Source organism: Romboutsia weinsteinii, from assembly GCF_002250835.2.
Classification (GTDB): domain Bacteria; phylum Bacillota; class Clostridia; order Peptostreptococcales; family Peptostreptococcaceae; genus Romboutsia_A; species Romboutsia_A weinsteinii.
Map to the genome: position 1 here is coordinate 32740 of NZ_NOJY02000007.1, position 19844 is coordinate 52583.

Annotated in this window: 23 protein-coding genes; 7 read left to right on the forward strand and 16 right to left on the reverse strand. The window is 28.3% G+C overall.

The genetic code is table 11. The features are described 5' to 3' along the window. The first annotated feature begins 14 nt into the window (after positions 1–14). The 4 genes from accD to CHL78_RS05415 all read left to right on the forward strand — a co-directional run bounded on the left by accD (position 15) and on the right by CHL78_RS05415 (position 2467). Positions 15–911: an acetyl-CoA carboxylase, carboxyltransferase subunit beta gene (gene accD / locus CHL78_RS05400; RefSeq protein ID WP_094367636.1), complete on the forward strand. Its 897-nt coding sequence runs from the start codon at positions 15–17 to the stop codon at positions 909–911. After that, complete coding sequence (locus tag CHL78_RS05405) at positions 904–1716, forward strand: acetyl-CoA carboxylase carboxyltransferase subunit alpha (protein WP_094367635.1); 813 nt, start codon at positions 904–906, stop codon at positions 1714–1716. The genes accD and CHL78_RS05405 overlap by 8 nt, the downstream gene beginning before the upstream one ends. A gap of 154 nt (positions 1717–1870) precedes the next feature. Beyond that, a complete protein-coding gene (locus CHL78_RS05410; RefSeq protein ID WP_094367634.1) occupies positions 1871–2131 on the forward strand; it encodes a stage V sporulation protein S in 261 nt (86 codons plus the stop codon). Between the two features lie 150 nt (positions 2132–2281). After that, positions 2282–2467, forward strand: coding sequence for a small, acid-soluble spore protein, H family (locus CHL78_RS05415; RefSeq protein ID WP_094367633.1), 186 nt, complete (start codon positions 2282–2284; stop codon positions 2465–2467). Positions 2468–2751: 284 nt separating this feature from the next. Here CHL78_RS05415 and CHL78_RS21270 read toward each other — a convergent pair whose 3' ends face one another. Continuing rightward, on the reverse strand, positions 2752–2877 hold the full coding sequence (locus CHL78_RS21270; protein WP_274541839.1) for a hypothetical protein: 126 nt from the start codon (positions 2875–2877) through the stop codon (positions 2752–2754). Next, positions 2867–3913: a recombinase RecA gene (recA, locus tag CHL78_RS05420; protein WP_116041232.1), complete on the reverse strand. Its 1047-nt coding sequence runs from the start codon at positions 3911–3913 to the stop codon at positions 2867–2869. The genes CHL78_RS21270 and recA overlap by 11 nt, the downstream gene beginning before the upstream one ends. A 339-nt stretch (positions 3914–4252) precedes the next feature. On the opposite strand from recA, the gene CHL78_RS05425 reads away from it, so the two are divergent. Both CHL78_RS05425 and lexA read left to right on the forward strand, forming a co-directional pair. Beyond that, on the forward strand, positions 4253–5386 hold the full coding sequence (locus tag CHL78_RS05425) for a tyrosine-type recombinase/integrase (RefSeq protein WP_094368367.1): 1134 nt from the start codon (positions 4253–4255) through the stop codon (positions 5384–5386). 114 nt (positions 5387–5500) lie between these two features. Then, entirely contained in the window at positions 5501–6136 is a 636-nt protein-coding gene (gene lexA / locus CHL78_RS05430; protein ID WP_094368368.1) for a transcriptional repressor LexA, read from the forward strand. Between the two features lie 66 nt (positions 6137–6202). Here the strand turns inward: lexA and deoD are convergent, their stop codons facing one another. Continuing rightward, on the reverse strand, positions 6203–6916 hold the full coding sequence (gene deoD, locus CHL78_RS05435; protein ID WP_094368369.1) for a purine-nucleoside phosphorylase: 714 nt from the start codon (positions 6914–6916) through the stop codon (positions 6203–6205). Positions 6917–7081: 165 nt separating this feature from the next. On the opposite strand from deoD, the gene CHL78_RS05440 reads away from it, so the two are divergent. Further along, positions 7082–7540: a DUF4829 domain-containing protein gene (locus CHL78_RS05440; RefSeq protein ID WP_094368370.1), complete on the forward strand. Its 459-nt coding sequence runs from the start codon at positions 7082–7084 to the stop codon at positions 7538–7540. A 61-nt stretch (positions 7541–7601) separates the two neighbouring features. On the opposite strand, the gene CHL78_RS05445 is transcribed toward CHL78_RS05440, so the two are convergent. From CHL78_RS05445 to CHL78_RS05505, 13 genes are all read right to left on the reverse strand, one after another. Next, positions 7602–8225 (reverse strand): OmpA family protein, encoded by a 624-nt coding sequence (locus CHL78_RS05445; RefSeq protein ID WP_094368651.1) that lies wholly within the window; start codon positions 8223–8225, stop codon positions 7602–7604. After that, the gene (locus tag CHL78_RS05450) at positions 8218–9564 is read right to left on the reverse strand and encodes a MotA/TolQ/ExbB proton channel family protein (protein WP_116041234.1); all 1347 of its coding nucleotides are present in this window, start codon (positions 9562–9564) and stop codon (positions 8218–8220) included. Before CHL78_RS05450 ends, CHL78_RS05445 begins: the two co-directional genes overlap by 8 nt. Positions 9565–10000: 436 nt before the next feature. Beyond that, complete coding sequence (locus tag CHL78_RS05455; RefSeq protein ID WP_094368650.1) at positions 10001–10729, reverse strand: leucine-rich repeat domain-containing protein; 729 nt, start codon at positions 10727–10729, stop codon at positions 10001–10003. A gap of 211 nt (positions 10730–10940) precedes the next feature. Next, positions 10941–12230 (reverse strand): aminotransferase class V-fold PLP-dependent enzyme, encoded by a 1290-nt coding sequence (locus tag CHL78_RS05460; protein ID WP_094368649.1) that lies wholly within the window; start codon positions 12228–12230, stop codon positions 10941–10943. Positions 12231–12336: 106 nt separating this feature from the next. After that, positions 12337–13119 carry a CPBP family intramembrane glutamic endopeptidase gene (locus CHL78_RS05465; RefSeq protein ID WP_094368648.1) on the reverse strand — a complete coding sequence of 261 codons (783 nt, stop codon included), beginning with the start codon at positions 13117–13119 and terminating at the stop codon, positions 12337–12339. Positions 13120–13271: 152 nt separating this feature from the next. After that, positions 13272–13667 (reverse strand): hypothetical protein, encoded by a 396-nt coding sequence (locus CHL78_RS05470; protein WP_158540638.1) that lies wholly within the window; start codon positions 13665–13667, stop codon positions 13272–13274. 198 nt (positions 13668–13865) lie between these two features. Further along, positions 13866–14609 (reverse strand): M15 family metallopeptidase, encoded by a 744-nt coding sequence (locus tag CHL78_RS05475; protein ID WP_158540639.1) that lies wholly within the window; start codon positions 14607–14609, stop codon positions 13866–13868. Between the two features lie 134 nt (positions 14610–14743). Beyond that, positions 14744–15880 (reverse strand): putative manganese transporter, encoded by a 1137-nt coding sequence (locus CHL78_RS05480; RefSeq protein ID WP_094368645.1) that lies wholly within the window; start codon positions 15878–15880, stop codon positions 14744–14746. Positions 15881–16087: 207 nt separating this feature from the next. After that, a complete protein-coding gene (locus CHL78_RS05485; RefSeq protein WP_094368644.1) occupies positions 16088–16927 on the reverse strand; it encodes a 4-hydroxy-3-methylbut-2-enyl diphosphate reductase in 840 nt (279 codons plus the stop codon). A gap of 14 nt (positions 16928–16941) precedes the next feature. Continuing rightward, positions 16942–17532: a lysophospholipid acyltransferase family protein gene (locus CHL78_RS05490; protein WP_094368643.1), complete on the reverse strand. Its 591-nt coding sequence runs from the start codon at positions 17530–17532 to the stop codon at positions 16942–16944. Positions 17533–17554: 22 nt separating this feature from the next. Further along, positions 17555–18202 carry a (d)CMP kinase gene (cmk, locus tag CHL78_RS05495; RefSeq protein ID WP_094368642.1) on the reverse strand — a complete coding sequence of 216 codons (648 nt, stop codon included), beginning with the start codon at positions 18200–18202 and terminating at the stop codon, positions 17555–17557. Positions 18203–18253: 51 nt separating this feature from the next. After that, the gene (gene aroH / locus CHL78_RS05500; RefSeq protein ID WP_094368641.1) at positions 18254–18616 is read right to left on the reverse strand and encodes a chorismate mutase; all 363 of its coding nucleotides are present in this window, start codon (positions 18614–18616) and stop codon (positions 18254–18256) included. 8 nt (positions 18617–18624) lie between these two features. Beyond that, on the reverse strand, positions 18625–19836 hold the full coding sequence (locus CHL78_RS05505; RefSeq protein WP_094368640.1) for a BaiN/RdsA family NAD(P)/FAD-dependent oxidoreductase: 1212 nt from the start codon (positions 19834–19836) through the stop codon (positions 18625–18627). Positions 19837–19844 lie beyond the last annotated feature (8 nt).

Here is a 19844-nt window from a genome sequence, read left to right on the forward strand (position 1 = left end):
GGAGTATATTAATTATGATAAAGAAGTTTCTATCTTCAAAGAAAAAATACATAACTGTTTCTTTTGATAATAAAAAGGAAAATAGTGTTAATGATAAATTTTGGATCTATTGCAAGGGTTGCGAAGAGCGAATATTTAAAAAGGAAATTGAAGATAATTTAAGTGTTTGTCCAAAATGCAGTACTCATTATAAATTAGAAGCTAGATCTAGAATTAGTCTTTTAATAGATAGAGGAAGTTTCGTAGAGTTTAATTCATATGTAGATACACAGGATCCACTTACATTTCCTAATTATATAGATAAATTAGATGTAGCTAAAAATAAGTCAAAGGAATGTGATGCTGTAATAACTGGATACGGGCGAATGTATGGTATTAAAACTGTTATATGTGTAATGAATCCTGATTTTATGATGGGTAGCATGGGATCTATTGTTGGCGATAAGATTACTTATGCAATAGAATATGCAGCTGATAATAATCTACCCATAATTATATGTTCAGCTTCTGGTGGTGCCAGGATGCAAGAAGGAATGGTATCTCTTATACAAATGGCTAAAACGTCACAAGCTTTAGCAAAACTCGAAAAAAAATCATTGCCATATATCTCATTATTAACAGATCCTACTACTGGAGGTGTGACTGCAAGTTTCGCAATGCTTGGTGATATTATTTTAGCAGAGCCAAATGCATTAATTGGATTTGCAGGTCCAAGGGTTATAGAACAAACAATAAATCAAAAACTACCTGATGGATTCCAATCCTCAGAATATCTACTTGAAACCGGATTTATTGATAAAATAGTAAGTAGAAGTCATCTTAAATCAAGCATTCACGAGATACTTTCTATGCATAATTTAAATCATAATTCAAACATAGCTATACGTAAAAAGGAGGTAAATAATGCATAATAATAATTTGAATTTATCTCCTTACGACAGGGTTGTTATAAGTAGAGATATTAAAAGACCGACAACTCAAGACTATATAAATCTTATCACTTCAAACTTTATTGAATTACATGGAGATAGAATGTATAGAGATGATCCATCTATAGTCGCAGGAATAGGTAAAATAGGAAAACATAGCGTTACAATTATAGGTCATCAAAAAGGAAATAACCTACAAGAAAACATAGAAAGAAACTTTGGTATGCCTCACCCAGAAGGTTATAGAAAAGCACTTAGACTTATGAAACAAGCTGAAAAGTTTAATAGACCAATAATAACATTTATTGACACTCCAGGAGCTTATTGTGGCCTAGAGGCTGAGAAGAGAGGGCAAGGAGAAGCTATTGCTAGAAACTTGCTTGAAATGAGTAAACTGTCAGTGCCTATAATCACTTTTGTAATAGGAGAAGGCGGAAGTGGAGGAGCTTTAGGCATAGGTGTTGGAAATAAAATCTGCATGCTTGAAAACTCTATTTACTCAGTAATATCACCTGAAGGATTATCCAGCATACTATTTAAAGATTCATCAAAATCTAAGGAAGCAAGTGAAGTAATGAAGCTTACTAGTTATGACTTATATAATTTAAATATAGTAGATAAAATTATAAAAGAACCTATTGATGGAGCCCAAAAAGATGTCAAACTAGTTGCAGATAATATAAAATTATATATATTAGAGGAGCTAGGTTATTACGAAAATATTTCAAAAGAAGAGATTATATCTCAAAGATATAATAAGTTTAGAGAAATTGGGAGATGTTTGTAAAAAAATAAAGGGATTGTGAATTATATATAGAAGTAATGAAAGATTAGAACTCTAACAATTTCTTATTTTATAATAATTATATCACTTTTTATATTATTGTTTTTGTTTTATACGTTTTAGATGGCATAAAGTATAAACAAGGGGGTAAATTGAAATGGAGGTATTAAAAGTCTCATCAAAATCTAATCCTAACTCTGTAGCAGGTGCTTTAGCAGGAGTTCTTAGAGAAAAGGGGAGTGCAGAGATACAAGCAATCGGAGCAGGAGCGCTTAACCAAGCTATAAAATCTGTAGCAATAGCAAGAGGTTTTGTAGCACCAAGCGGTATGGACCTTATCTGTATACCTGCTTTTACAGATATAAATATAGACGGCGACCAAAAAACTGCTATAAAACTTATTGTCGAACCTAGGTAGTAGGTCATAAATATTTATTAATATGAGATGTGTGAAACTAATGTTTCTCGCATCTTTTTTTATAATTTTTTTCAATTAGAATAAGTAAGCTTTACATAGGTTAATATAATTATGAAAAATAACTTTAAAGTTAAATTGAGGAGGATACTTATGCAATTAAGAAGAGCAATGGAAATAGTAAACGAAAAAAAGAATGACGTAGTTGTTTATTATCAAGAGCATCCAGTTAATATTATAAGCGTAGATAATAATATTGGTACAGCATATGTTCAATCATTAGATAAGAAAGAAAAATTTGAAGTTGACTTAGGATATTTATCTGAACTTAATAAGTAATATTTAAACACTTAAGTAACAAAATGGTTTGTTTATAATTCATATATACCTTACAGATACAATGAATTAAATAAAATATCTGTGAGGTATATCAAAGGTATAAAGTCTATATAATAATTATTAATAATTTCTTTATATTTATATAATTTAGTTTAAATGAATATAAAGAGAAGTATATGCATATATATGTAAGCTAGTTTTGTATAAAATATAACTAGTCTTTAAATGTATATTTTGGGAATAGTTACTAGTTTGGATAAATATAATTAGTAATTTAATGCTTTTTAGTATTTCACTTTATATTTATAAATATTTTTATCTATCTTCTTTCTTCTTTCGCTTTCAGTAAATTTATAATCAAAAAATAAAACCTTAGAGATAATCTCTAAGGTTTTATTTTTATTCTTCATTACTAATATCTGCTGCAGTTTCAGAAGCTTCATTTTCTTCTAACTTATAGTGATCTCTTATTTTTTCTTCTATTTCTATCATTAAATCTGGATTATCAATTAGGAACTTTTTAACATTTTCTCTACCTTGTCCTATTTTTGTATCATTATAACTAAACCATGAACCTGATTTCTTTACTACGTCAAGGCTAGCACCAATATCGATTAATTCACCGACTTTAGATATACCTTCTCCATACATAATATCAAATTCAGCTTGTTTGAATGGAGGAGAAACTTTATTTTTTACAATTTTGGCTCTAGTTCTATTTCCAAGTAGTTTATCCCCTTGTTTTATAGCTTCAATTCTTCTAATATCGATTCTTACAGATGCATAGAACTTAAGTGCACGTCCACCTGTAGTTGTTTCTGGAGAACCAAACATTACTCCAACTTTTTCTCTTAACTGGTTTATAAATATTGCAACACAGTTACTTTTCTTTATATGCCCAGTTAATTTTCTTAGAGCTTGAGACATAAGTCTTGCTTGAAGACCTACATGGCTTTGCCCCATGTCTCCATCGATCTCTGCTTTAGGAACAAGAGCTGCAACCGAGTCTATTACGATTATGTCAATTGATCCACTTCTAATTAAAGCTTCAGCAATCTCTAGAGCTTGTTCTCCTGTATCTGGTTGAGAAACGATAAGATTATCTATGTCTACTCCTAACGCTTTAGCATATACAGGGTCTAATGCATGTTCTGCATCTATAAATGCTGCGATTCCTCCGTTTTTTTGTACCTCTGCGATACAATGAAGTGTTACAGTAGTTTTACCAGAAGATTCTGGTCCGTATATTTCTATTATTCTTCCTTTAGGAACCCCTCCAATTCCTAATGCGATATCTAATCCTAATGATCCTGTTGAAGTAGATTCTATATTCATAGAAGCACTTTCTCCAAGCTTCATTACTGATCCTTTACCAAATTCCTTCTCTATACCAGCAAGTGCCGTATTTAAAGCTTGTAATTTTCCTTGGTCTATTTGTGTACTCATATTTTATCTTCCCTTTCTAGGTTTATTTATATTTTTATATTACCTTAAAATACCTATTTAAATCTATAGTTTTTATAAGTTTTAACTTACTTTATGATCTTATATTAATATTGTAACACAAACTTATCCCTACTACAAACATTTGTTCTTACAACTCAGAATTTAAACTTTTTATAATCAAAGTAAGAATAAAGTTTAACATTTAGTAATTATTGACCTAGTTTTATTGCAATATACAAGATTTTTAGGAATAGTTGAAAGTGTTAAACTCATATGATATTCTATTTGGTATATTAAGTAATTACAAAGTTTTATTAAGCTTTGATGGAGGTATAAGTTTTGAGTAATGATAAAAAAGTATTAAAAATACATAATAAGTCTGACAAGCCAGATAATATTGTCTTAAGAGATAATGAAATTGTAGAAAAATGCATAGCTGTTGAAAATAAGCTTCCTAAGTTTATGAAAGATTACTTTATCTACCTAAAAGGCTCAGTAGCTGTTTCTAGCAGGCTAGCATACTTAGATGATATACACTTCTTTTGTACTTATCTAGTTGAGACTAAAGACCTTACTGATGCACTAGATACTAAAGATATAACAATAGATGAATTTAATAATATAAAAGCAAGGGATGTTAATTTATTTCTAGGGGATTACTGTAGCAGATACTATAAACATACAGATAAAAATACTTTGATATTTGAAAATAATAACCGGGCTTTAGCACGAAAAAAATCATCTCTCTCTACTCTCTTTAAATTCCTTTTTAGGAATGAACAATTAGATAATAATATAACTGATGGTTTTAATCCTATAAAGCTTCCTAAGCCCCAACCAGACGCTATAAAACGTCTTGAAATTGATGAAGTTGCAAAGATGTTAGAATCTGTAGAAACTGGTGAAGGTCTTACTGATAAAGAAAAAGTATACTGGAGAAAAACTAAGCTTCGAGATAAAGCTATATTAGCTCTATTTGTAACGTATGGACTTAGATTAAATGAGCTTCGAGAACTTAATATTTCTTCTTTTAACTTTTCAAGAGGTGAATTTATGATTTATAGGAAAAGAGGTAAAGAAGTATTAATGCCGATTAACCATACATGTGAAATAGTGGTTAAGGATTACATATTTAATGAGAGATGTCAAAGTGAGATGCTTAGTGAAGATAACAAAGATGCTCTATTTCTTTCATTACAAAATAAAAGACTTACTTCAAAAGCAATAAGAGAGTTAGTAAAGAAATATACCTCAATTTCTATGGAAACATCTAGAGGAAATGGATATAGTCCTCATAAGTTAAGAGCAACAGCTGCTACTTCTTTAATTCAAACAGGATTTTCAATATATGATGTACAAAACTTACTAGACCATGACAATGTGACTACTACTCAGTTATACGCTGCACACAAAAAGAATGTTAAAAGGGACATTGTAAATAACTTTGAGTGGATAGAAGATGATGATGAATAGAATAATTAAAAATTTATTATTCGGAACAAACGTTTGTGTTAAGAATAAAATTATGATACAATATATACCATAAGATATTTGTATTTAAATTTAGTTTAGAAACGAGTGATAAATATGTACTTAGATTTAAGCAATAAGCAAGTCTTAATTTTAGAGTTCATTAAAGAACAACTTACTCTAAAAGGATATCCACCTTCAGTAAGGGAAATATGTAGCGCAGTAGAACTAAGATCTACTTCTACTGTACATTCTCATCTAAACAAACTTGAAAAACTTGGTTATATAAGAAGAGACCCAACTAAACCTAGAGCAATAGAAGTTTTAGATGGCACAAGATTTGGACAAATTGACGGAATTAATCAAGAAATTCTTAACTTACCTTTAGTTGGTTGTATAACTGCTGGAGAACCAATTCTTGCCGAGGAAAACATTGAAGAATATATCCCATTACCAGTTAACCTAGTAAAAGGAACTGATAACTTTGTACTTAAAGTTAAAGGTGACAGTATGGTTAATGCTGGTATATTAGACGGAGATTATGTGATTGTAGATAAGAAAAATACTGCACTTAATTCTCAAATAGTTGTAGCTCTTATTAATAAAGATTCTGCTACTGTAAAAAGATTTTTTAGAGAAGACAATTGTATAAGATTACAGCCAGAAAATGATTTTATGGAACCAATAATTTTAAATGATTCAGACGTAGAGATTATAGGTCATGTTACAGGGGTATTTAGAGTTATTAAATAAAAAATCTGGTAAATAAAAAAGATATGGTTATAAGCCATATCTTTTTTATTTGATTTATATAATAAATTAAGCTAATTCTAATGCTATTTCCATCATTTTAGTGAATGCAACCTGTCTATCATGAGAAGTAGTTTCCTCTCCTGTGAATGGACAGTCTGATATAGTAAGAATACATAGTGCATTAACTCCTGCTCTTGCAGCATTCATATAAAGAGCTGCAGCTTCCATTTCTACACAAAGAACGCCCATTTTTTTCCATTTGGCTAAGTTATCAAGTCCTGCATCACTATAGAAAACATCTGCAGATAATATATTACCTACATTAACTTTTGTTCCTTGTTCATGTGCTACATTAATAGCATTTTGCATTAATTCATAGCTTGCTATTGGTGCAAAAGTCCCTGGTAAGTTATATTGATATGCAAAGTTTGAATCAGTACATGCTCCCATACCTATAACAACATCATGTAACTTTAAGTTTTCATTTATAGCTCCAGCTGAACCTATTCTTACTAAGTTTTTAACTCCGTAAAAATGTATTAATTCATAAGAGTATATTCCAATAGATGGCATACCCATACCTGAACCTTGAACTGATATTTTTCTACCTTTATAGTATCCTGTATAACCAAACATCCCTCTAACTGTATTGTATTGTACAACATCTTCTAAGAATGTTTCAGCTATAAATTTAGCTCTTAGTGGATCTCCTGGTAATAAGACTGTATCAGCGATATCTCCTTTTTTTGCATTGTTATGTGGTGTTGGTGTGTTACTCATTTTACTTCCTCCTTGAATACTTATCTAATTATTTTAGATAAGATATTATCAACTTTCTGATAATTAGATATTTTTAAATGTCATTTATAGTATACTATATAGTATAGATATACTTTGAATTTATATTATACCAAAATAATCCTATCCTAGAAAGGGGGGAATTTTTTGACTAGAGGTAATCAACGTATAGCTCTTCTTATTCTTATTCCCATGCTTATATTTACTTATTTCATAACCGTATATTCACAAACAAAATCACATAATTATCCAGAAAAAGTAATATATGAATACTTTGAATACAAAAACGAAAAAGACATAGAATCAATTTCTAAGTTATTATATAATCCTCAAGATATTAGTTATATTCAGTTAGAAATTAATAATTTAAACAATATATCTTTAATTTCAGTCATTGAAGAAAAAGATGAAAGCTTAATAACAGCCTATACAAAATATAATAATGAATTTTCTGAGCGAAATGTTAAAATATATAAGGTTAAATATCAAGTTTCCTATAACTCAGATAGTTCACGATATGATCAGAGCGGAATTTATGAATCTTGGTGTTTTTTAACCAAAAATAATTCTAACTCTAAATGGTATATTGACATTTTAGATATATAAATAAATATTGATAATAGAAATCCCTATACAGTATTGTATAGGGATTATATAGAGCTATAGGTTAATTAATCTTAATTTCATATTTAATCTCTACTCTTCTCGAGGCATCACGATTAACATTATCATTAGCATCTTTTATTAGTTCAGCTTGAGATCTACCTATGGCCACTATATCCTTAGTAAGTTTGTCTTTATACTCATAATTCCCAATCTCCTCACCTACCATAAACTCTGCTACGCTATATGCTCTTTTTTGTGATAAATCTAAATTATATATATAGCTGCCAACATCATCTGTATGACCTTCAATTATTATTTTAGATATATTATCACCATAATCTTTATATATAGCAGATACATACTTAGGTATAAAGGTTTTTAAAATTTCTTTAGCTTCAGGTTTTAATTCAAAACTATCAGTGTCAAACATTGTCTTTTCTCCAAAGGTTACTTGGCCAGTATCTTTATTTACCTCTACCTGTAAACCATCCTCTTTTAATGCTTTTTCTACTGAATTAGATACATTTTTTGCCAAATCTTGTTCAACTGATCCTGTAATACTTTCTGAGCTAAATAAAATAAGTATTACTACCATCAGCACTGTAGATAATAGATCTGTAAATGTTGGCCAGAAACTGCTCTCTTCAAACTCTTTATTAACAGTTCTTCTATATTTATTAATCATTTATATCATCCTCATTTATATCTTTTAATAGCGGATAAATTTTTCTAATATCCTTTGAGTTTTGTATGATATCTTCTTTTTCTATTTCATAAATTTCTTCCATATTTGTATCATCAATAGATTCAATTTCTGATTTGTTAATATTTGAAGCTTCTTTATATAGATCTATGTAGTTAAATACCATATCTAACTTGCTTTGTATATCATATGAGGCAAGATTTACTATTGATGATAGATCTTTGACTGTATTTTCGAGCTCAATACTTTCAGTACTAATATTATTTTGCTTTATTAAAGCTTCTTCTTCATGTGATATAAGTTTTTGTAGTAGATCTTGTGCACTTCTTTCATAAAGTGAAAAAATTGCATTTAAATTCTTTATATAATCTCGTATTTTAAATTGACTTTCTGTTGTATTATATATATTTTTAGAAGTCTCTTTCATTTCTAAAAGTATTTCTGTATTTATCTCATCTTGATTATCATATTTATCAAACAATTTATTAAACTTTATATTTAAAATATTAAACTGTTTATCAAGTTTTCTTACACTTTGATCAAATGTCTTAATAGAGTTTCCTGAACCTTCTAGAAGCTCTTTTAAAGCTTCTATGCCACTAATAAATTCATCGTTGAAATCATTTAAGTCTTTTGAAATTTTGTCAAATCTTTCTATAGCTTCAATAGATTTACTTATTTGCTTTATCGTACTTTTTACTTCTTCTATCTTTGTATCCATAATAGATGATTTTTTATTAGTAACCTCAGAAGTAAGTAAATTTTCAAGTTTTAACATTAGTTGAAGTAAATTATGTTCACAATTATGATGTTTAATACACATGTTTATAATCAAAGATGAAATTATACCAAAAATACTTGTAGTAAACGCAGTTTGCATGCTACTAATTGTAGCAGGAAGTGAATTTATTATATCTTTAGTATTTACTGACAACAACATTGTTGATAGGCCTACAAACGTACCAAGTACCCCTAGCAAAATACAGATTGAAGAAGCATTTTTTATGCTCTTTATCTCGTCTAATAAGTACTTATTTTTATAGGTTAGATTTGAAGCAATTTCTTCTATAAAAGATGTCACATTTATATCTGCATAATCTTTCTCATCCATGTATATCTGATACTTACTTTTTACATTTGCATATACCCTACTATTTTTATAGTTTTCATTTAAATCATCTAAGTCTCTACGAATAAAATCATAAAGATTTCTATTCTCTAAAACTTTAGATACTGTATATACTATAATTAGTAATAAAAATATTACTGTTACTGGGTTAGTAAAGACTGATTTTATCAAGTTAGATAGTATATTATTCAATTTCATCCCCACCTTTAAATTTATTTCTCTATAATTTATATGTACGAGTTAATAATAAAGTACAATAAAATAGGGTAGTCTAAAATTTTACTTAGACTACCCTAGATAAGATACTATTTATATACTTTGCCTACATCAATAAATTTATGGCTTTTATCTATAAATGCTTAGATAACTCGTATGTTAAGAGTTACTGTAGGGAAGTATTATAATAGGTTTAATCTTAATAAATAATATGTAGATTATATGTAAAATGTTCCCAAGCTACTTAATAATTTTTATAAATAATGATATTTCGCATTATAGAACAAATGTTCTTAGAGTGCTATATGTGCATATTTATCATATATATTTAATTTTTCTATACTAGACAACAAGATACCCTACTAGATAATATATCTATATAGGGTAAATTATAAATTTAATAATAAGTTTTTCATGATATGACTCTATTACCTTTTACAATATCTATTTTTACAAATATATTACCTGAAAATCCCTCTGATGTTTTAAATTTAAAGTTATATTCTTTAGATTTAACTAAATTTAACCATGTCACAGAATTATCTACTATATCATAATGTCCATTATCAGATATATAGTTAATATTTGGTGAACTACCATATCTATCTTTTAATAAATCTAATGAAATAGTAAATCCGCCATTTTCTATTATTTTTTGTGTAAAAATACCTATACTTTGATTGATTGCATCGCATTTTATTAGTTTTGATAATTCACTTAAATTACTTAAATTGCATATTTGATTATTAGAGATATTCAAATAAATTAATTCTCCAAGAGAATTTAAAGAATCTATATTCATTATCTGGTTATCTGATACATTTAAGTAAGTAAGATTGCTTAATCCAGATAAACTCTCTAAATTTGTTATATAATTATGCGATATATTTAAAATTCTTAAATTCTTTAATGTTGATATTGGAGTTATATCTATAATATTATTGTTAGAAAGATTTAACGACTTCAAGTTTGTAGCATATTCTAGACCTGAAATACTTTCTATATTTTTATCATTTATTGTTAGTGTTTCTAGACATAATAAATCTTTTTGTGAAAATGGTCCTTTGAATGATCGGGGCATTTCTAACATCTCTATTATTGAATTTCTTAAATATTTATCTACTATTATTACCTCATTCATTAAATCACCCCTTAAACAATAAGTTAACCTCTAGGTTATTAGGTTATAGTATGCACATTACTACCTAAGTGTTAAATATAATATGCATTATTTTATTATAAAATTTGATAATATATTTTGATTATAGTCATTTTTAATTAAATTTATTCTGTTTTTAGCTTTACAAATAAATAAAGGAGTACAAGTCTATTAACTGTACTCCTTTATTTCCCTATATTATTTGATTATTAGTATTTGCTATATGCTCTAGTATATTTAAGAATTTATCTGCTTCCTCAATGGTATTATAAAGACCTAGACTAGCTCTTATCATACCTATCTTCCAATCATCATCTAATATATCAATATATGAAATGCTAGATGTAACGCCAATAAGCCTATCTACATATGGATGAGCACAAAATTTACCACATCTTAATGCAATAGCATATTTATTAGCAAAATAACTAGCTACTTCCTCATAATTTTTATTCTTAATATTAAAGCTTATTACGCCTAGTCTATCATCGGTATTTTGAATATCACCATAACATATAACATTTTTAATTTTATTAATTTCACCTAGAATATGATTCTTGATGTTATTTTCATGGTCAGAAATATTTTTAAATCCAATTTCTTTCAAGTCTTTTAGTGCTTTTGCCATTGCGATTACTCCAAAGAAGTTTTGTGTACCTGCTTCTAATCTATGTGGCACTTCTTCCCAAGTAACATATGAGTCAAAAACACCCTTAACGCAACCTCCACCTTTTAGAAATGGATTATTGCTATTTAAATCATCTTTAAGACCTATAATAGCACCACTTCCAAAAGGAGCATATGCTTTGTGGGCGGAAAAAACTAGAAAATCTATTTGATCTTCTTTATTGTGGCCTAACATATTTACTTCTCTATGAGCTACAATTTGTGCTCCATCTACAATGATTTGTGCTCCATATTTATGGCAGATTTGTGCAATCTTATTTATAGTATTTATATACCCAGTAACATTTGAAGCTGCAGTAATAGCTACATATTTTACATGACCGCAGTGCTTTATTAGCTTTCTTTCAATATCTTCTATCCTAACTCTCCCAAGTGTATCTGTTTCTACATATTCTACACTTGCAGCATACCTCCATGGTAAGTCATTAGCATGATGTTCCATCCTAGTTGTTAATACAATATCATCTTTATTTTTTATAAGAACTTTAGATAGTAAATTCAATCCTTCTGTTGTTGACTTTGTATATATTACTGTATGTGTATTAGAGTTTTTCAGATTAAAAAATTCTAGTAAATAGTCTCTTGCGGCTTCAAATTCTTCAGTGCAGTAATCTCCTTTTTGTCCAAGACCTCTAGCAATCGGACCATAGTTTTGTATATTTTTATTTACAATGTCTACTACACTTTTTAGTGGTGGAGTCGTTGCACCATTATCAAAGTTAATAGGCAAAGCATATTGATTATTTTCTAATTTAACTAAAGAATCTATGCCTTCAAATAAGTTTCTATAATTCATTTACAACCCTCCTATATTAATATATGATACTACTAATAATATGTTCATTTCTTGTCGATTTATATACATATATTAATATAAAAAGGATATATTTCTAATTAATCTTTCAGATATTATATTTAGTACTTTTTATAGTTAATTTATATAATACATAGTAGCAAATAGCTATGACTAATATTGAATAAACTGCTGTAATATAATTACTATCTATTGAGTAAGTAAATACTTGAAAACAAGCATTATCCATGGCATGAAATAATATACATATCCACACACTTCTAGTCTTTATATATAGTAATGATAGTAAGAGAGACGATGCTATGCAGCTTATAAAAAAAGTAATGAAATTTAGTTTTTGTTGGGGTGATCCAATTACAAACCACATAGGTATATGCCACACACTCCATATTATTCCAATAAGGAGTGAACTCTTAGTTACTGATAACTTTTTTAATAAATTAGGCAGTAAAAAACCTCTCCATCCAATTTCTTCAATACCTCCAGCAAATATCATCATCGGTGCAAATATTAGTATATAATATAATGGCAAGGATAGCATGTCTTCACTACCTCCATTAACTACAGAAATTACGTAAGGCGGTATCCATAAAATTAATATACATACTAAAGCATATAAATAATACAAAATATTAATTTTAATATTAATTACTTTAATAAAGAATTCTATACACTCTTTTTTAGTATAGTAACATGCTATTGTTATAATAGCTGATATGGCAGGAGAATATCCAGCTATTGCGTATATACTTATAAAAATAGGATTATCAAAGTCTAACATATGTAATTGAGTTATCAATATAGAGATACCATAGAATATAGTGCTAAACATTAATAATATTATTAGAAAGCACCTCAATTGCTTAGTCATATTATCCCTCCTATATTTGCGTATACAAAAATTGAGGAGCTTAACACTCCCCAATTTATATTTTAATATGATGTAGAATACAATTAGTATAACCTCTATTTGAAATAGTATTATAAGTAAGATTATGTTGATAATAAAATTACTTACATTATTTATATTCGATATACATTTTTAAAATTCTCACTTTTATTATTAACTTTAAGATTTATTTCATCGAATATATCTTCATTAAGACTACTGATTATATATAATATACCTTGTTTATTATTTAGTTTAGTATTAGACTCAGCATGGATTTCAAGAGTATTGTCAACTAGGTTACAATATATATTGCTGTATAAATTGTTCACACCATTAAAATAAATATACTTGTTTGAATTAGTTTCTATAATATATACTCCATCTTCTAAGTTTTTATCACTTATTATTTCTTTAATTTTATTATTGTTAATCATTGGTATATCAATTAAGTCAAGAGAAACTAGATTTATGTCAGGTTCTTTTGTACATCCTATTGCAAACAAAGCACTAGCTAGTAGTGTTATCATTAAAATTATTATTCTTTTTATCAAGTCATACCATACCTTTCTTAAGTAGTTTACTAACATTATAATCTATATATTGAATATAATTCCATACTTTTATAATAATATTAATTATATATACTCCATAATATTTATACAAGAAAATATATAAGTTCTATATATAAAAATAGAGGATAAACATATTGAGTTTATCCTCTATTTTTAATCATCTAAGTTATCATCTAAATCATCATCTTCATTATTATCAGAACTTCCGTCATACAACCCTAAGTATTCTTCTAATGTTAAGTCATTCATTTTGAAGTTTTTGCTATGCTCTTTTCCTACATATCTATAGTGCCATGACTCGTGCATATATCCAGTTATGTGATCTTTATCTTCTGGATATCTTAGTACAAATCCAAACTTATATGCATTTTCATAAAGCCACTTTGCTTGAGCTGTATCATCAAACCAAACCCCTATAGATTTATTACTTTTACCTGTTGTAAAGTCAAAAGCCAATCCTGTCTGATGTTCGCTAAACCCAGCATGTGCTGAATAAGTATTTGCCTTTGATGAGCCGTCTCTATTAGCGTAGGTCTTAAATAGTTGAACTTGATTATCATAAGACCTAAATCCACTTCTAACCTTTATAGCAATATTTTCTTTTTTTGCAGCAGCAATGATGTCATCTACAGCCTGTAAGGCCTCTTCTTCTAAGTCTGATTTGAAATTTCTTGGAAGTCCATAGTCTTTATTAACTACAACAATACCATCAATATATAAAGGGGCCTCTCCTTCAATATATTCACTTACTTCATGTTCATTCTTTTCTTTTTCGATAACTTCTTCAGAACTTGATATATTAGTATTTTGAGCCTCAACTTTGTCTAAAGAGATAACTATATTAAATGATGTAATTAGAACAGTTACTATTGAAAGCACTAAAACTAAAATTCTCATTTTAAATCCCCCATTCATTGACGATAATACAATTATACATTATTCGTCGTATTATGCAATGAATTATAGAAATTTTTTTGAATTTTAGTTATATTATCACAAAATGTAGAATTATAACTATTATTTATATATTATTATCCAAATAATATATAAATAATAGTTCCGACAGCAATAGCTGGTATTGTTGTTACTACAGCTGCCCAGAAAGAAGATTTTTTATCCATTGCAAGTAATGGGAAAAGTGCATCTCCATCTTGAGATATTGAATTTGCAATTACCGCACCTAAAGGAATTCCACCTTTTAAATAAAATGACATTAGTACTATTTGTACTCCACAACCTGGTATCAACCCTAAAGCAGCACCTATAATAACGCTTATTATACCACTAGTTAAAACCATATTTGCTATAACTTGTTCTCCACCAACTGATATAATAATTAAATCATATATAAGATAAGCGAAATAGATCCACACAATTACAAAAGATATTTCTCCAACAGAGTGAATTAGCATTTCACTTAGAGATAATTTCTTATTTTCTTCTTCTCTTATATTTGAGTTCTTAAATACCTTTTTAAAAGCAATCATATAGATAATAGATGATACTATACCAATACTTGCTATTAACTCCTCTAGCTCATGAATACTTTCAATCCATTCATACTCTAAGCCTGAGTGGGCAATTATCATAAATATAAAACCAATAAGTAATATGGCAATATAAATTTTATAACCTAATCCGTGAGTAATAGTATATGCTAGAGAATTTATATTTCCATGATTATGTGCTATATGGCTATTACCTTCCTTCATATTCATAGTATTTTTGGATGATGTACTCCTTGCTAGAGCCTTTTTATTTTTGCTTTTTAAATTGAATCTGACTTCAAAATTATAAAGGTCTACAATATAACCTGTAATGATACCTGTAATAATACCTATAATCGTTACAAATATATACATTTTAAAATTAGCAGAAATAAGTATAAATGCCGCATCTCCCATACTAGATATTAAACTAGCTACAACTGCACCAAAACTTAAATCTCCACTTATATATAGTGGCATTATCGCAAGGCTACCACCACAACCTGGAATAGCTCCGATCAAAGAACCAATTAGAGGTTGTAGTTTTTTATTTTTAGTTAATGCTTTCGTTATATTACCACTAGTTTTATAGTTTATATACCCAAATAAGAGTATAAAGAATCCAATCATAGAACCAACATGAAGAAAAGCTTCTTCTGCTGATGATACAAAAAATTCCATAGTTTTACCTCCATTTATTCAGTTATCAAAGTTAACTTAAATAGAAAAACTATTGATAACTATTTTCATTTACAAAATATACTGTTATTATACAGAAGTCGATAATCATTGTCAATTAATATCTAAATTAAAGAATATGAATTGACAAATTAAAAAGTGTGTAATTCAATATGATTGAAGTTACACACTTTTTATGATAAAAAATTATTATAATGATTCAACAAAGTCTATTACTTCTTTTATAATCCAATCTGGAGTAGATGCACCAGCTGTAAGACCTATCAAACTATAGCTTTTAAGATCTTCAATAGCTAATTCATCGCAAGTTTCGATTGCAAATGTAGGAACATACTCTTTACATATTTGCACTAACTTTTGAGTATTAGAACTATGTTTTCCTCCTACAACAATCATGCAATCTACTTCATTAGACAACTCTTTAGCAGCTTCTTGTCTAACTTTTGTAGCAGAACAGATAGTATTATTAAAAATAATATCATTAAGCTTAAGAGATAATTGTTCTACTATATTTTTATACAAATCTAAATTAATTGTAGTTTGAGCTACCACACAATACTTATAAGAACTATCTAATTCTATGCTGTTTAGATCTTCAATATTCTTAATTATTATAGCAGAATTATTACACCATCCATTTATACCTATTACCTCAGGGTGGTTCTTATCTCCGATAACTATTATATTATAACCTTGATTATAGTTGTCTCTAACAATGTAATGTATTTTTTTTACGAATGGGCATGTAGTATCTACAACATTAATGTCTTTATTTTTAGCAGTTGTATATATTTCCTCTGATACACCATGGGATCTTATTATCATATGGTTTTGAGAAGGAATATTTTCTATTTCTTCCACAGTTTTAAGACCTTTTTCTTCATATTTTGAAACAGCCTGCTTATTATGGATAATAGGTCCTAATGCATATATATTATCTGAATGTTGTTCTACTTCATCCCATGCCATCTTCATTGCTCTTTTTACTCCAAAGCAAAAGCCTGCATTTTTTGCTATTTTAACCTTCATAGTAACCCCCTACCTTAGTGTCTATAGTAGTTTTCTTTAACAACCTCTAATACATTTTGAGAAAGTCTTTCATGATCTTCACTCGTAAGTTTTTCTTTAAAGTATTCTTCAAATGATATTGGTTTATCAATGTATATTGTTACTTTGTTAAATAACTTATAATTAGAAATTATAGAAATTGGAACTACCGATGCCTTTCCTTTAATCGCGAATACAGAAAGTCCAGGTTTTGCTTTTCCAAATTCAGGCCCTTTCATCCTAGTTCCTTCTGGGAATATTCCAACTACATAACCATCTTTGATAGCTCTTAATATAGTTTTAATACTAGATACATCTGGCTTCTCTCTATTTATAGGTATAACATGTAACTTATTTAGTATATACCCCAAAGGCTTTATGTTAAAAAGTTCTTTTTTTGCTATAGCTGCTACTGTTCTATTTTTCACAGCTGCTGCTACAAAAATTGGGTCAAGATTTGACTTATGGTTTGCAGCTAAAACTACATTTCCCTCATTAGGAATATTCTCTAATCCTATTACTTCATATTTAAATAATATTTTAGAAAATCCTCTAAAAATTGATGTGACAAATTTATAAAAACTCACACTTATCTCCCTTCAAGACCATTTATTTTATTTTAGATAACACAGACTCTACAACTTCCTCTATAGCCTTACCAGTTGTATCTATCTCGATTGCATCTTCAGCTTTTACAAGTGGTGCAAACTCTCTACTTGAGTCAATATCATCTCTCTTTATAATATCTGCTATTATTTCTTCAAGTGTAGTATTATACCCTTTTTCACAAAGCTCCTTATATCTTCTATTTCCTCTCTCTTCTGGTGTTGCTATTAAAAAGAACTTATAATCTGCATTTGGAAATACGTAAGAACCGATATCTCTTCCATCTAGAATAACTGAATTTCTAGTACCGATTTCTCTTTGTACATCAACCATTAAAAATCTTACTTCTTTTATCTTTGCAACATTTGATACATTATTGCTTACTTCTATAGTTCTTATTTCATCATTAATAGTTATTCCGTCTAAATATATATTGTTATCTCTAAAATCTATATCTGTAGATTTGGCAATTTCTATTACATGTTCTTCATTTTCTATATCAATATTATTTTTTAAACATTTGTATGTAATTGCTCTATACATTGCACCTGTATCAATATAATTGATGTTTAACTTTTCTGCTATTATTTTTGCTATTGTACTTTTCCCAGCTCCTGCTGGTCCATCTACTGCTATAACTAAATTTTTCATTCTTGTTTCTCCTGTATAATTATTTATGATATCTAAGTTTATAACCTAAAGCTAATTAATATCTGTTCTTAAAACCTTTGCGTTATTTAAATACACATGTCTTATATCTTTTTTACTTTTATCAGTATTTATATATATTAAAGCTCTTATGCATTTTTGAAGGCTTCCTTCAATATATTTTTCCTCAAAATTTAATAGTGGAACGTCAGTAATATTTAGTATTTCTCTTACTGCAACTGCTGGATAAGCTTTATCTAAATCTCTTGTCATAGTGAAATTTATACTTATTATATCTTCAACGTCTATATTGTTTTCATCTATTATTGTTTTGATTAATGTAGCACTTTCAGTTAAAATTTCATTTCTTTCATTTTGAGATACTGTTGTTGCTCCTCTTATTCCTTGTACTTTCATTTTATCACCTATACACTTATTCCTGCTAGGTAGCCTGTTGAGAATGCAATTTGTAAATTATATCCACCTGTTTCTGCATCTACGTCTATTACCTCACCTGTTAGGAATAGATTTTTTATTATTTTACTTTCCATTGTAGAAGAGTTTATATCTTTAACACTTACTCCTCCACTAGTCACCATGGATACTTTTATACCTCTGCTTCCATTACATGTAAGCTGCATATTTTTAAGATATTCTATGATCTTTGATTCATCTGATTTAGACAGTTCATTTGCTTTTTTATCCGATAATTCTAGCAAATCAAATATCTCTTTTAAGAAATTCGATGGAAGTATACCTTTTAAATTATTTAATACATTTTTATTTGGAGTTTCTCTCATAATTTTAGAAATCTCTTCATTAGTCATCTTAGGTAAGAAATCTATATTTAAAGATACTTCTTCATTTTCAATCACCTTGTTTATATAAGATGAAGTTATCAGCACACAAGGTCCACTTATTCCAAAGTGAGTGAATATCATATCTCCAACCTTTGACATCTTCCTTTTTTTTATCTTAAATGATATTTCAACATCTTGCATCGAAATACCTTGCAAGTTTTTTACCCACCCTTCTTTTATAGTAAGTGGAGTAAGAGCTGGATAAAGCTTATTAATAGAATGCTTATGTTTCTGAAGAATCTGATACATACTACCATCTGATCCTGTATGAGCATGACTTTTTCCACCAGTAGATATTATAACTTTATCAGCGTAAATTTTATCTCCATCTTCACACACTACGCCTTTTATAATATCATTTTCTACTATTAAATCTACGACTCTTTTATTATATAAAATATCCACATTTCTAGTTATTAAGTCATTTCTTAATGCTTCAATTACTTCTATAGATTTATCACTTTTTGTATAGACTTTATGATCATTGAAGTCTTCAACTTTATATTCTAAATTGTTTTCTTTAAAATAGTTAAGTAGGTCTGTGTTTGTAAAACTATAAAAACTACTATATAAAAACTTCTTATTTGTTACTACCTTTTCAAAGAAATCTTCTATATCTCTATTATTAGTGATGTTACATCTTCCTCCGCCTGTAACTTTAAGCTTCTTACCTAGTTCTTCATTTCTTTCTAATAATATAGTATTATGAGTCTTTGATGCTGCTAGAGCTGCCATCATCCCAGATGGACCTCCTCCAACTACTATTACCTTTGACATGATTTTTC